This is a genomic window from Acinetobacter wuhouensis (assembly GCF_001696605.3).
In the GTDB taxonomy this organism is placed as follows: domain Bacteria; phylum Pseudomonadota; class Gammaproteobacteria; order Pseudomonadales; family Moraxellaceae; genus Acinetobacter; species Acinetobacter wuhouensis.
This window is the reverse complement of the sequence record NZ_CP031716.1, coordinates 3,644,907-3,657,921: the sequence shown is the minus strand read 5'-3', so window position 1 is coordinate 3,657,921 and position 13,015 is coordinate 3,644,907. Positions and strand designations below refer to the sequence as shown.

Genomic DNA, 13,015 nt, shown 5'->3' with positions numbered 1-13,015 from the left:
ATCCTTTAAGCGGATTTTGCTGTAATTTGATTCTTTTGAGCCTCCTCTAATTCACGAACCAATGGCAACACCTTTTCCCCAAAATATTCGACTTCTTCAATGAAATGTAAGAAACCTGAAAGGACTAAATCCACACCGACACTTTTTAACTCGACAATACGTTCCGCAATTTGCTGTGGTGTACCGATCAAATTAGTTTTAAAACCATCGTTATATTGCACTAAGTCTTCAAAAGTAGATTTAGCCCAGTTACCTTCGCCCTCTTTAGAAGCGGCACCAGCTTCACGGGTCGCATCACCAAAGGCATTGACGGCTTCAACATTGGCTTTGGCAATAATTTCCTGCAGTACCGCTTGCGCTTCTTCTTCAGTGTCACGGGCGATAATAAAGGCATTTACGCCAATTTTTACACGATGACCATTCACTTTGGCTTTTTCACGAATATCATCAATCTGCTTTTTCAGTTCAGCAGGGGTGTTGCCATTGGTAAAGTACCAGTCAGAAACACGAGAAGCCATGTCACGTGCAGCACGAGAACTTCCGCCTTGGAACACTTCAATATGTGGTTTTTGCACAGGTTTTGGCTTTAAGGTGTAATCTTTAAACTGATAATATTTACCATCAAAGCTATAGTTGTCCGTTGTCCAGATGCCCTTTAAGGTACGGATAAATTCTTCAGAACGGACATAACGTTCATCATGTTCAGGCCAAGTCTCACCAATGGCATCAAACTCGCCACGGAACCAACCACTGACCACATTAATTGCCACACGTCCATTGGTTAGATAATCAATGGTTGCCAATTGCTTCGCTGCAAGCGCAGGCTTCCACGGACCAGGCAGAATGGCAGCAATGACTTTTAATTTTTCAGTTTTTGCTAAAAGTGCATGACTGAAACTTACCGATTCATGCTGATTTTCAGCACCATAACCTGCGGTAAAACGAATCTGCGTCAGCGCATATTCAAAACCACTTTTTTCAGCAGCTTGCGCCAAACGCACATTGTAGTCATAGCTCCAGTCGGTACGTTGCTCAATATTACTCACAACTAAGCCACCACTGACATTGGGAACCCAGTAGGCAAATTTAATTGAATTTTGGTCTGTGGAAGTAAATTGTTTTTGTGACATGTGATGACCCTCTATTTTTATTCTCTATATACGAGGTTGCGCTTAGGCAACCTGTGTTTTCGGTGTTTTAGATTTGGCATGCAAACGAGATTCAGCAGCATCTAAGTTTGGAATTGCTGCAGATGGAAGCACTTCTTCTTGCTCAATTTGTTTGTTAATGCCCAAGTTCTGGTTTGCCTGTTCAGTTTTCGCTTTCACCACTTCAGCACGCTGACCTTTGGCAGGCGCCCACTCTAAAATCGGTAATGCACGAGCAACCGCAAGCGTGATACGGTCACGTAGAAATTCGCTGTGAATGGTGTATTCAGGAGTAAAGTCACGATCTGTGGCATAGACGCCAATTGGTAAAGTCTGCGCTTGGAAGAAGCTGAACAATGGACGTAACTGATGTTCAAGCACTAAAGCATGGCGATCAGAACCGCCCGATGCAGCCAGTAATACTGGTACATCCACCAGTGCAGTTTGTTCAACAAAATCAAAGAAGTGTTTAAACAGACCTGTGAATGAGGCACGATACACAGGTGTACCTACAATTAAAGCATTGGCTGCTTCTACGGCAGCTAAATCATCTTGGACACGTTGAGGCAATTGATTACGATAAATTGCACCACCGAGTAAATGTCCAATTTCACTGAATTTAATGAAATGTACATTGATTGGTGTTGCTTCACCCAGCTCATCCAAAATCGCCTGAACAAGTGCTTCGGTTTTTGAAGGGTTATTTAAGCCACCAGATACAGCGACGATGTTGAGTGGTTTTTGTTGGGTATAAAAAGACATTTTGGCAACCTAATAAATTAAATCTCGGAATGCCTTTTATTTATCTATATCTGCCTATTGCTGTAAAATAACGAAAAAAAAATTGGTTATCATTTTTTGAGATAAATGAGAAATTGCTGAAATAAGTAACGAATGATCAAATTAAGTGTTTGAAGCTAAATATTATTCGTAATTAGAATAACTAATTCTTTTTAAAATATTTATTTTATATGTAAATGTGATATTTAAATCTCAAATTTGAGTAATAACATAAAAAGTGTAGGGAATTTTCATTAAAGCCAACAAATCATTTAAAAATTCGTTAATATTTCCGTATCCTAAATACTAATAGTACGGTTAGAATGGAATAACTGTGCTAGAGATCTCTCGCTTCGCTTATGAATATTTTAATCGTTGATGATCATCCACTGTTTCGCCATGCGCTCATTCAGGCGGTTCGCTATAGTTTGCCACAAGCTCAAATCAGTGAAACTGCGGCTGTAAATGAATTTTATGAACGTTTGGAAAATGGTCCAGAACCAGATCTAGTCTTATTGGATTTGAACTTACCCGGTGCATCAGGTTTCTCTGCATTGGTACACGTTCGTGCGCAGTATCCATCGATTCCGATTATTGTGGTTTCTGCACATGAAGAAGCATCTATTATCCAACGTGCGATCGCACATGGCGCGATGGGCTATATTCCAAAATCAGCACATCCAAGTCATATCGGTGAAGCGATTCGTCAGGTTTTAGAAGGTGATATTTGGTTACCGCCAAATTTACCTGCTGCCAATATGAATTTTGATCCGCGTGCGGCAGATGAAACCGCTTTGGCTGAACGTATTCAATCTTTAACACCTCAACAGTTCCGTGTGTTGATGATGGTGGCGGAAGGTTTACTGAATAAGCAAATCGCCTATGAACTTGATGTTTCTGAAGCAACGATCAAAGCACATGTTACGGCAATCTTCCGTAAGCTCGGCGTACAAAATCGTACTCAAGCCGTATTAGCCATCAATGCTTTAAATATTGAAGAGAAGAAAGTTTAATTGCTTATCATTTTGAGTAGTTTATTTTGACCTAGCTTGAATGCTGAAAACAAATAAATGACGACAATTGCAAAATGATTGAAGATTTAAAAAGCGTGTATGGAGCTATACACGCTTTTTTGCTTTTATGAACACTTAAAAATAGGCGTATACTGATTCTATCTCATGAACAATGATGGCTGAAATGTCTGAGTCTACGCCTTATATTGAGTATGGTACAAAACCTTTTATTGCGATTCTCCTGTCGTTGTTCTTAGCAGGATTTGCTGTATTTTCATCATTGTACTGTGTGCAACCGATGATGCCATTCTTAGCAAAATTCTTCCACGTCACACCGACCCACAGTAGTTTTCCGCTGTCATTCTCAACCATTGCTTTGGCACTGGGTTTACTATTTGCAGGACTGATTTCAGATCGTTTTGGTCGAAAACAAATCATGGCAATCTCGCTATTCTCTACGGCAATATTATTATTGATCAGTTCATTTTTGCCTTATTGGGAAGTTTTTCTTGCGACTCGAATGATGGTCGGACTGGCTGTAAGTGGTGTCGCATCCGTTGCGATGACTTATATTGGGGAGGAAATTGCCCAGAAAGATGTTGGCTTTGCCATGGGACTATATATTTCAGGTACTGCGATTGGCGGAATGGGTGGGCGTTTAATTGCAGGGGTATTGCTCGACTATATTTCATGGCAAACAGCAACCATGATCATTGGAATTTTAAATTTATTGATCGCCATTACTTTTTATCTCGCGCTACCTGCTTCAAAACATTTCACATCTTATCCAATTCAATTCTCTCGTTTTATTGAGTCTTTTAAGAAAAATTTATCTGACCCTAAACTTAGATTACTGTTCATCGAAGGTTTTATTCTTATGGGCTGTTTTGTGACAGTCTTTAATTACATGAGTTATCACCTACTGGAAAAACCATTTGAACTTTCACAAACATGGATTGGTTTGATTTCGATTGCTTATTTATCTGGGATTTATAGTTCACCACGTGCCGCCAGTTGGAGTCGTAAGTTTGGTCGGGATAAAGTTTTGATTGCCATGTTTCTAACGATGATTCTTGGTCTATGGATCATGTTAATCCCCTCATTAACAATGATTTTAATCGGGTTGTTGATTTTCACCTTTTCATTTTTTGCAGCACATTCCACTTCAAGCAGTTGGGTATCTGTGCAATCTTTACAGTATCGAGCTGTCGGTTCTTCCCTCTATTTATTCTGCTATTACTTGGGTTCAAGCTTATTAGGCAGTAGTAGTGGTTTGGTCTGGGAAAATTATGGATGGTTTGGATTAACTGTGAGCATTACATGCATTTTAAGTATAGGTTTATTGGTCGCGTTTAAACTGAATCAAATGCAGAAAATATCTAAATCAAAAACAGTGAATTGAGCATCTTACAATTCAGCATTCCCTCGATTTGCTAATTTTTAAGATTCTGCTGAATAAATTCAATACTGCTTTTTTTCAGTTGTTCCAAGGCTTCTGCTTCAACAGGATAATGTCCACCTTTGGGTAACATGACCACTTGATACGGAACAGACAATTGTTTTAATACAGGTTGGCTTAGTTCTAAAGATGTCCAATGATCTTCCGCAGGTTGGGTCAGTAATATAGGACATTGGGTAAAACTTGAGAGCTGGTATTTTGGTTGATAATTCATATAACTATTTAAAAACTTAATCGACATGGTATTTCCTGCCGAAGTTTTGTCATTGAGCATGATTTTTAATGCATCTTTATCATTGCTTAAAGCATACATTTTAGAAACCAATGACATCGGTAAAGCAATATTACCGATAGGCGTTTTTGCACTCAGTTTCATACTCGGTAATGTAACTGAACTGAGTGGGCTAAAGCGCATTGTCCCTTTTTTGACCGCTAAATTTCTTTGATCGAGAAAGGTCATTCCAATAATGCCTTTTACATTTTTATTCTGCATCGCTACATGTAAGGTCAGCATTCCTCCAGCAGATAAGCCGTATAAGAATATTGGACGTGAATCTTTTTTCGCTTCTGTATCAACAAAGTCACTGACGAGTTGCACCCAATCTTCATAGCGTATTTTACTTTTTTTAGGATATTGACTGAGCCCATAACCGATTAGATCGAGAGACATGGTTTCATAGCCTGCCTGAGCCAGTGGATGACCGAGGACTAAGCTCATTTGACGACCATTGGTTCCCACACCATGTAATAAAATCACTTTAGCAGGTGAATTGGGGCGCGGGTAGTAATCGACATGGACTTGATTCTCTTTCCATGACCAAAAGTATTCTTGTGGTAACTGATCTTGGGTTAAACGATAATTTTCTGGCATGCGATCTTGTAATTCTTTCCATGCTTTTTGTTCAGCATAAGATTGTTCTTTTGCTGCATGTGCGGAAATAAAGCTTTGTAAGAACACCAGTATGGAGACGATAAATCTTTTTATTGGCATCAGTCATCACCTATTTATTTTGTTTATACAATAAATAAAATGGCACAAAATGGATTGACAATTGGGACAAACATCGCATTTTAATGGTCAATATTTAGGCTATTAAATTGATTTTTAATTTGATTTAAAACCACCATTTGTCGGTTTTTTGAATTTCTTAGGAGTCATATTCTACATTTTAAAAATTAGGTTGTTTTTTAATCAATGAAAATGAATTCAATTCATGGTAAAATGATCAACTTTCATCTTAGATCTCTCCCGATCGCCAACCGCCAATCGAGAAATTCAACATGTCGACCGCTTATACTGCTCAGACTGCGCCTACTGCGTTGTTTGATTATGACAAATATTGGGCATCGTGCTTTGAACCAGCACCTTTTTTACCCATGTCACGCGAGGAGATGGATCAGCTCGGTTGGGACAGTTGTGACTTTATTTTAGTCTGTGGTGATGCCTATATTGATCATCCATCGTTTTGTTCAGGCATCATCGGTCGTACTTTGGAAGCGCAAGGTTTCCGTGTTGGTATTATTGCGCAACCTGATTGGACATCGGCTGAAGCATTCAAAGTTTTAGGCAAGCCGAATATTGCCTGGGGTGTGACCGCGGGGAATATGGATTCGATGATCAACCGTTATACGGCTGACCGTAAAATCCGTTCTGATGATGCTTATTCTCCAGACAATCAACCGAATAAACGCCCAGACCGTGCTGCGACAGTGTATTGTCAGCGTTGCCGTGAAGCCTTTCCTGATGTGCCTGTATTACTCGGCGGGATTGAAGCATCTTTGCGTCGTATTGCGCATTATGATTACTGGTCAGACAAAGTCCGTCGCTCAGTATTGATGGATTCTAAAGCCGATCTGTTGATGTACGGAAATGGTGAGCGTTCTATCGTAGAAGTGATGCATCGTCTTGCCAAAGGGCAAAAAATCCATGAAATCACTGATGTTCGTGGTACTGCATTTATTGTCAATAAAAATAACCGTGCTTCAAAAGCACACTTTGTTGAAATTGCATCGAATGATGTGGATTCGATTGGTCGTGTAGATCCTATTATCAACCCCTATGTGATGACTGAAGATCTGGATGGTTGTGAAATTGAACAGGGCAAAGGCAATTCTTTAACGCAGTATCAAAACTTCCAGAAAGAACTGGTTGCCAATCCGATTGTCCGTGAAGGCGACAATCTGGATGAAAATACCCAGATTGTTCAGCTTCAACCTGCATCGAAAGCGATTAAACACAAATTGCCTCCACGTGAGTTAGCGGTCATTCGTTTGCCAGCTTTTGAAGAGGTATCCCAAGATCCTGTTTTATATGCACATGCCAACCGTATTCTTCATCTTGAAACCAATCCAGGTAATGCGCGTGCAATGGTGCAGAATCATGCGGGGCGTGATGTATGGCTGAATGCACCACCGATTCCATTGACCACTGAAGAAATGGATTATGTGTTTGACTTGCCTTATGCACGTCTGCCACATCCTGCTTATGGTGAAGCACGATTCCCTGCATTTGACATGATTAAATTCTCTGTGAATATCATGCGTGGTTGTTTTGGTGGTTGTACGTTCTGTTCGATTACAGAGCATGAAGGTCGTATTATTCAGAACCGTTCGGAAGAATCGATTCTGCGTGAAGTGGAAAAAATCCGTGATACCGCACCAGGTTTTACAGGGATTATTTCGGACTTGGGTGGTCCAACGGCAAATATGTACCGTCTGGCATGTAAAGATCCTGAGATTGAAAAGAACTGTCGTAAACCATCGTGTGTATTCCCAGGTGTGTGCCAGAATTTGCATACCGATCATGCACCATTAACACAGTTATACCGTAAAGCACGTGCATTAAAAGGCATCAAAAAGATTCTGATTGGTTCAGGGTTACGTTATGACCTTGCAGTTTTGAACCCTGAATATGTCAAAGAATTGGTTCAGCATCACGTTGGTGGTTATTTAAAAATTGCCCCTGAACATACCGAAAAAGGTCCATTGTCGAAGATGATGAAACCAGGTATCGGTACTTATGATCGCTTCAAACAGATGTTTGATCGTTACAGTAAGGAAGCAGGTAAAGAACAGTATTTAATTCCGTACTTTATTGCAGCGCATCCAGGTACGACAGAATATGACATGATGAACCTTGCGATCTGGCTGAAAAAGAACGGTTTCCGTGCTGATCAGGTACAGACTTTCTACCCATCGCCAATGGCAACGGCAACGACCATGTATTACACAGGTAAGAACCCGCTGGCAAAAGTGGCGCGTTATACTGAAAATGTCGACATCGTGAAAGGTGATAAGCGTCGCCGTATTCATAAAGCCTTCCTGCGTTATCATGATCCGAACAACTGGCCTTTGTTACGTGAAACCCTGAAAGAAATGGGTCGTGCCGATCTTATTGGGAACTCGAAACAGCATTTGATTCCGACTTACCAGCCTGCGGGCAGTGCAGAGGGTCAGTATCAATCTGCGCGTAAGAAAAATTCAACGGTGGATGGCGATTCACAAAAGCGTAATGGTGAACAGGGGAATCGAACCAAAGCTGCGCAAGGTCAGTCACGTCCATCGAATACCAAAAAGCGTCCTGAACGTGGTCAAATTCTAACGCAACATACAGGTTTACCACCTCGCGAAACAGGTGATAAAAAACCGTTTGGTGGAAAGGGTAATGGAAAATCTAAGCCGAAGCATAGAGCTTAGGTTTTGAGATAATAGTGGATTGAAGAGGATGCGGAAGCATCCTTTTTATTTTTATAAAATAATCAATTGAATAGTCTAATTAGAAGTAAAATTTCAGTACAAACCTAGATCGATTAATGAATAATCTAATCTGTGGATAAGTCATTGCAAAACTGTTGAAAACTTTAGTACAGAAAACACACAATAATTTTATGTAAATTGTCGAACAATCATACTAAAGTTACGACAGAGCGTGTTGTATTCCGTATAGAGAAACGGTATAAAAGTACTGAACACATTCATTTTTTTCAATAATCAGTGAATAAAATGAATGTTGGTTCAAATTATAAATTAAAACCGTGGTTTAATCGAGTATTTAGAATAATGAATATCGATTTTTAGTGAACGATTAAAACATTAAACTGAATGGGAAAAGTATCTACAGATACATAAAATTGGTTTTTTTAAGAACCATACTATAAAAAAGAAATAAGGAACATCAACAATGGACATGATCATTGTCGCAAGTTTGGTATTACTTGCTATTGTGACTGGCGTTGCTTATAAAGGACTAAAAAATAAGCAACAGACAGATAGTGCTTTACGCAGAAGAGCTGTATTTAACTCGCATGAACAAATGACTTTTACTCGTCTAAAAGAAATATTACCAGAAGCGAATATTCTGGCGCATGTTTCATTTGATGCATTACTCACAACCAAATATTTGCATACACGTCGCAAATATCAGCAAATGTTCGCTGATTTTGTGGTGTTAGATAAAGATTGTAAAGTTTTGGCGGTGATCGCCCTAGACGATGTTAACTCGGTGAAGCGTTCTACAAGCAGTCGGTATGAAGATGCCCTGTTACAATCGGCAGGCTATCGTGTAGTACGTTATATGGGTATTCCGGAATATCAATATTTACGTGAAGATTTTCTTTCAGAGTTTTCTGAGATGAGTCGCCCTCAATTGATGGAAGAGCAGACTATGGGGAAGTTTGATCTTTACGCGAATCGTGATTCACGTGTTTTTGGATAAGTGTTGAGTTCCTATAAATACGCGATAAAAAATGCATGTTTTTACATGCATTTTTTTGCTTTAAAACAAATGAATTGATTCAAATGATTGAACAATTAAGGCTTTACAGCAACGACAGTCAACTCAACCAATACATTGGGATCATACAGTTTAGCTTCTACACAAGTCCGTGGTAAGGCTTCAATATCAGACACCCATGCATCCCAAACTTCATTAAATGCGGCATAATCTTTTTCAATGTCTTTTAAATAGATCGTTACTGACATGATATGACTTTTATCTGTGCCTGCATCTGCCAAAAACTGGTCAATAATGTCGAAAGTCTGTTGGGTTTGACCTTTAATGTCTAAGCTAAAATCACTTGCCAATTGACCAGCCAAGTGAACTAAATTTCCTGAAATTGCAATTTCAGAAAAGCGTTTTGCAACATGCAGACGTTGTACAGTCATAATCATTCCCAAATTTTATCTTGTGTTCAAGTTTACGTGATCATGCATGATCTGCAAATCTGGTTTTTCAGACTTTGTGTTATGTGTTGGTGAATGTATCAATACGGATTAATATTTTAGATTGAAAAAAAATCAAGCAGTTTTGTTTAGGGCAGATGATCAAATTGCCCAAATTTAAAAATTGAATTTTTGCACTACGTAATTGATTTAAACAGTACGCAATTGAACATTTTAAAGGGCAAAGTTGTTGGGTATTTTCTATGTATTGCTGTTTTTGAATGATGGACATATTCATTTTAAAACCTCTAGATTCAGAGTGATGATTAAAGATTTGATTAGAAAAATGATTGATGCAAAAAGTGGATGGTGTGTACCATCCACAGAGCTACAGTGCTTATTGATGTGGCGTGTAAGATTTAAGTTCACGTTCTGGTCGATTGCTGATTTGATACCAGTCGATATGGCGAGTAATGAACATCACGACTGCAAGAACGACAAATGAAATGATTGAGCCGATCAAGAATGTTTTGCCTGAAGACTGCAATAACATGTACATGATGGCGTAGAGCGTACTAAGGATGATGCCGAATAGCATTGCAGGTTTAGCGCCTTTCATCACAAAGAACAGATACCACGTCATTAACCCCACGCAGGCGATACATGCCACTACATAGGCCCATGCAAAGGCATAATATTCACTGATCGAGAGTAATAGGACAAAGAAGATTCCTTGCGCCATTGCCACCAAAGAATATTGAATCGGGTGGATGCGTAAGCTTTTCAACACTTCAAATAAGAAGAAGCAACCAAAAGTAATAATGATAATGACAATACCATATTTAATTGCACGGTCTGTTTGGGTATAGACATTTACTGAATCTAAAAACTCGGTGCTTAAGCCAATTTTTTGATTATTTTCAGATTCATATTCTGAATTTTTGATGTAATTACCATCACTGAGTTGTCGGATACATTCATTGTTTTCACAGTTGATGAGTTTGTTTAAATTCTGATGACCTAGCGCAATATTTTTCCATTGGGCAGTGAATTGTTGATGAGCACTGGTTTTTTCAAGCGGTAGATTTTGCCCTGAATATTTAGCATCAGCCCAATTGCCTTTGGCTTGATAAGTTACACTGCGGCTGGTTGGAATGAGAGTAAATTTGCCTAAACCTGCTATTTTTGCATCTAAATCAAAGGCAAAACCATTTTGGATCGCAGAGATTAATTCTGGATGTTTCTGAGCCGAAATGCGCATAAAATCAAAACCAGTGCTGTCATTGCCTTGAGGGCTCATTTCAAAGGCGTAGTTTTTATTGAGCATTTTCAATGTCGGTTGAGTTGCTAAACCACGTGGATCATGGATTGGGAAGAGAATTTCTGCTTTTTCCCATTGGTAATTTTTATTTTCCAAAGTTGGTTTTTGAAAGATGCCTTTTGCCGTTAAATTGGCTTGGTAGCTGATGGCACGGTAAATCGTGCGTTTATACTGATCATTTTTGACATCAAAATTGGATTGCCATTGAGTGCTATCCGCACTGACATACATCCAGTGTTCTTGCGTACATGCATGTGCAACTTTTTGCTCGTCTAGGCAAGTTGTTTGTTCTAAGTAAGGGACACGGACATAAGGTGAGATAATGGTTTGAGGGCTGATATTATTTTGGGTGATTTCTTGTAGAAATGCTTTTTGGTAGCCTTGTCGTTCGGAAACAAGACTACTGATAAAGAATAAACCGACCCAAAAGAGGGCGACCAAAATCACGATGGCGATGATTTTGAGTGTAAGGAAGCTAGAGCGCATCACTGTTGTCCTGAATGGTTGTTTTTGTCAGGATTGAGTGTGCGAAATTGAAATGTGTTTTGTTTGCGTTAGGTTTGTATTTTCTGTGAAGTTTAGGTGAAGTGTAATATTCTTCACGACAATGGATTTAGAGCAATGGATTTAGAGCAATGGATTTAGGGCAATTGAATATTGACCTTTACGCCTTGCTGATGTGGCTGAATGATTGAAATGCTATTCTCTTGAATATTTTCAATCTGAATTTTTCCATAATGTTGTTCAATCACTTGTTTGACGATGCTTAAACCAATGCCTGAACTACGTTGTTGGCTAATCGGGCGAGGTAGTGAAAAATAAGTATCGAATACTTGAGACAGGGCATAGTTAGGGATCCATTCTCCCTCATTAAAAATAGTAAGCTCAATGTTTTGATCATTTTGAAGATGATGTGAACGGTGTAGCTGAATCAAAAGTTTGGCTGAATTTGCAGAGAAATCCAAAGCATTGTCGATAAGATTGATGATGACTTGCTGAATCCAAAAACGATCTGCATTCATCATACAATCAGGTTCAATATCTAATAAGCATTGAATTTTTTTTGTCTGAATTTGACTGGCATATTGGTCTAAAACCTGTTGAATCAGTTCAGATAAGTTGAAATTTTGAATTTCGATTTGGTGCTTTGATTTTTCCAAGCGCGTTAATAAAAGCATGTGATCAATCAAACTACGTAGGCGATGACTTTGCTCATGAATGTGGGTGGCGAATTGTTGTTGATCATCTAGGGGCAAATCTTCTTTGAGCAGTTCAGCACTGGCTTGAATCGCCGTGAGTGGGCTTTTTAACTCATGCGTGAGCGTATTGACATAATGTTCGACATAAGCGCGATCTTCTAGTTTTTCACGCATATTTTCAACTGCTTGAGCGACCAGATTGAGTTCTTGGGCAGAACGGAAATGTGGGGTTTGATTGACAGGAGCCAGTGCTTGCGCATATTTCCGTACACGGTCGATACTGTGTTTGAGCCAATAGGCGACCAAACTGGCAAGAAATAAGCTGATTAAAGTAATCCATGCTGCTTGACGAATCAGCTGATTTTCAGCACGTTGAATATAGGGTTGTACGGAAATATTCGGCTTACCAATACTGACCACACCGATGAGTTTATTGTGTTGATTCACTTGATAATAAATCGGTGCAGCAATAAACATGATGCTATTGCTACTGCCTAAATCATTGCCTTTGACATCATAACTACGTGTGGAACGCACGCCGTATTTTCCTCTCAATGTGAGGTAGACATCATTCCACTGTGAGTAATCTTGTCCTGTTGCAATCCCTTGTGAATCATAGATCACAATGCCTTTTTCATCGGTAATATAAATTTGCTGATTGATCTGATCTTTGTTGTGTTGCCAAATATTGGCATTGAGTTTTCGTTTTAGTGCTTTCTGAATTTTCTCATCGAATTGAGGTGTGCTGACCTTATTTTCATAGACATCTTCAGCAACTAACATGGCGATGATATTGGCATTTTCAGCTAAGGTATCTTCAACTACTTGGCGTACATTGGGTTTAACTTGCTGGTTAAATGTATAAGACATAAACCATAGACCGAGCAGGATAATCAGCCCGAAGAAAAACCAGATACGGATAAAGATAGACATGC

General features: G+C 39.2%; 11 protein-coding genes. 4 read left to right on the top strand and 7 right to left on the bottom strand.

From position 1 onward, the window contains the following. Positions 1-5: 5 nt before the first annotated feature. Together sfnG and msuE are read right to left on the bottom strand one after the other, a co-directional pair. Positions 6-1,130, bottom strand: coding sequence for a dimethylsulfone monooxygenase SfnG (gene sfnG, locus BEN71_RS18150; RefSeq protein WP_068975619.1), 1,125 nt, complete (start codon positions 1,128-1,130; stop codon positions 6-8). A 42-nt stretch (positions 1,131-1,172) separates the two neighbouring features. Then, entirely contained in the window at positions 1,173-1,910 is a 738-nt protein-coding gene (gene msuE, locus BEN71_RS18145) for an FMN reductase (protein WP_068975620.1), read from the bottom strand. 377 nt (positions 1,911-2,287) lie between these two features. Between msuE and BEN71_RS18140 the strand changes: the two genes are divergently transcribed. Continuing rightward, positions 2,288-2,941, top strand: a complete 654-nt coding sequence (locus BEN71_RS18140) for a response regulator (protein WP_068975621.1) — start codon at positions 2,288-2,290, stop codon at positions 2,939-2,941. A 175-nt stretch (positions 2,942-3,116) separates the two neighbouring features. Further along, positions 3,117-4,343, top strand: a complete 1,227-nt coding sequence (locus tag BEN71_RS18135; RefSeq protein ID WP_086322699.1) for an MFS transporter — start codon at positions 3,117-3,119, stop codon at positions 4,341-4,343. A gap of 31 nt (positions 4,344-4,374) precedes the next feature. Here the strand turns inward: BEN71_RS18135 and BEN71_RS18130 are convergent, their stop codons facing one another. After that, complete coding sequence (locus BEN71_RS18130; RefSeq protein WP_086322700.1) at positions 4,375-5,391, bottom strand: alpha/beta hydrolase; 1,017 nt, start codon at positions 5,389-5,391, stop codon at positions 4,375-4,377. A 290-nt stretch (positions 5,392-5,681) separates the two neighbouring features. On the opposite strand from BEN71_RS18130, the gene BEN71_RS18125 reads away from it, so the two are divergent. Beyond that, positions 5,682-8,096, top strand: a complete 2,415-nt coding sequence (locus BEN71_RS18125) for a YgiQ family radical SAM protein (RefSeq protein ID WP_068975623.1) — start codon at positions 5,682-5,684, stop codon at positions 8,094-8,096. 484 nt (positions 8,097-8,580) lie between these two features. Then, positions 8,581-9,114 (top strand): DUF2726 domain-containing protein, encoded by a 534-nt coding sequence (locus tag BEN71_RS18120; protein WP_068975624.1) that lies wholly within the window; start codon positions 8,581-8,583, stop codon positions 9,112-9,114. A gap of 95 nt (positions 9,115-9,209) precedes the next feature. Here BEN71_RS18120 and BEN71_RS18115 read toward each other — a convergent pair whose 3' ends face one another. The 4 genes from BEN71_RS18115 to creC all read right to left on the bottom strand — a co-directional run bounded on the left by BEN71_RS18115 (position 9,210) and on the right by creC (position 13,013). Next, the gene (locus BEN71_RS18115) at positions 9,210-9,563 is read right to left on the bottom strand and encodes a RidA family protein (RefSeq protein WP_068975625.1); all 354 of its coding nucleotides are present in this window, start codon (positions 9,561-9,563) and stop codon (positions 9,210-9,212) included. Positions 9,564-9,642: 79 nt separating this feature from the next. Further along, complete coding sequence (locus BEN71_RS19410; protein WP_068975626.1) at positions 9,643-9,858, bottom strand: hypothetical protein; 216 nt, start codon at positions 9,856-9,858, stop codon at positions 9,643-9,645. A 99-nt stretch (positions 9,859-9,957) separates the two neighbouring features. After that, positions 9,958-11,367: a cell envelope integrity protein CreD gene (creD, locus tag BEN71_RS18105; RefSeq protein ID WP_068975627.1), complete on the bottom strand. Its 1,410-nt coding sequence runs from the start codon at positions 11,365-11,367 to the stop codon at positions 9,958-9,960. Between the two features lie 155 nt (positions 11,368-11,522). After that, positions 11,523-13,013, bottom strand: coding sequence for a two-component system sensor histidine kinase CreC (gene creC / locus BEN71_RS18100; RefSeq protein ID WP_068975628.1), 1,491 nt, complete (start codon positions 13,011-13,013; stop codon positions 11,523-11,525). Positions 13,014-13,015: the final 2 nt, after the last annotated feature.

What these genes read in the sequence shown, in the direction of transcription:
- sfnG (WP_068975619.1), bottom strand. Translation starts at nt 1,130, where the DNA reads ATGTCACAAAAACAATTTACTTCCACAGACCAAAATTCAATTAAATTT.
- creD (WP_068975627.1), bottom strand. Translation starts at nt 11,367, where the DNA reads ATGCGCTCTAGCTTCCTTACACTCAAAATCATCGCCATCGTGATTTTG.
- BEN71_RS18140 (WP_068975621.1), top strand. Translation starts at nt 2,288, where the DNA reads ATGAATATTTTAATCGTTGATGATCATCCACTGTTTCGCCATGCGCTC.
- BEN71_RS18120 (WP_068975624.1), top strand. Translation starts at nt 8,581, where the DNA reads ATGGACATGATCATTGTCGCAAGTTTGGTATTACTTGCTATTGTGACT.
- creC (WP_068975628.1), bottom strand. Translation starts at nt 13,013, where the DNA reads ATGTCTATCTTTATCCGTATCTGGTTTTTCTTCGGGCTGATTATCCTG.
- msuE (WP_068975620.1), bottom strand. Translation starts at nt 1,910, where the DNA reads ATGTCTTTTTATACCCAACAAAAACCACTCAACATCGTCGCTGTATCT.
- BEN71_RS18125 (WP_068975623.1), top strand. Translation starts at nt 5,682, where the DNA reads ATGTCGACCGCTTATACTGCTCAGACTGCGCCTACTGCGTTGTTTGAT.
- BEN71_RS18135 (WP_086322699.1), top strand. Translation starts at nt 3,117, where the DNA reads ATGGCTGAAATGTCTGAGTCTACGCCTTATATTGAGTATGGTACAAAA.
- BEN71_RS19410 (WP_068975626.1), bottom strand. Translation starts at nt 9,858, where the DNA reads ATGAATATGTCCATCATTCAAAAACAGCAATACATAGAAAATACCCAA.
- BEN71_RS18130 (WP_086322700.1), bottom strand. Translation starts at nt 5,391, where the DNA reads ATGCCAATAAAAAGATTTATCGTCTCCATACTGGTGTTCTTACAAAGC.
- BEN71_RS18115 (WP_068975625.1), bottom strand. Translation starts at nt 9,563, where the DNA reads ATGACTGTACAACGTCTGCATGTTGCAAAACGCTTTTCTGAAATTGCA.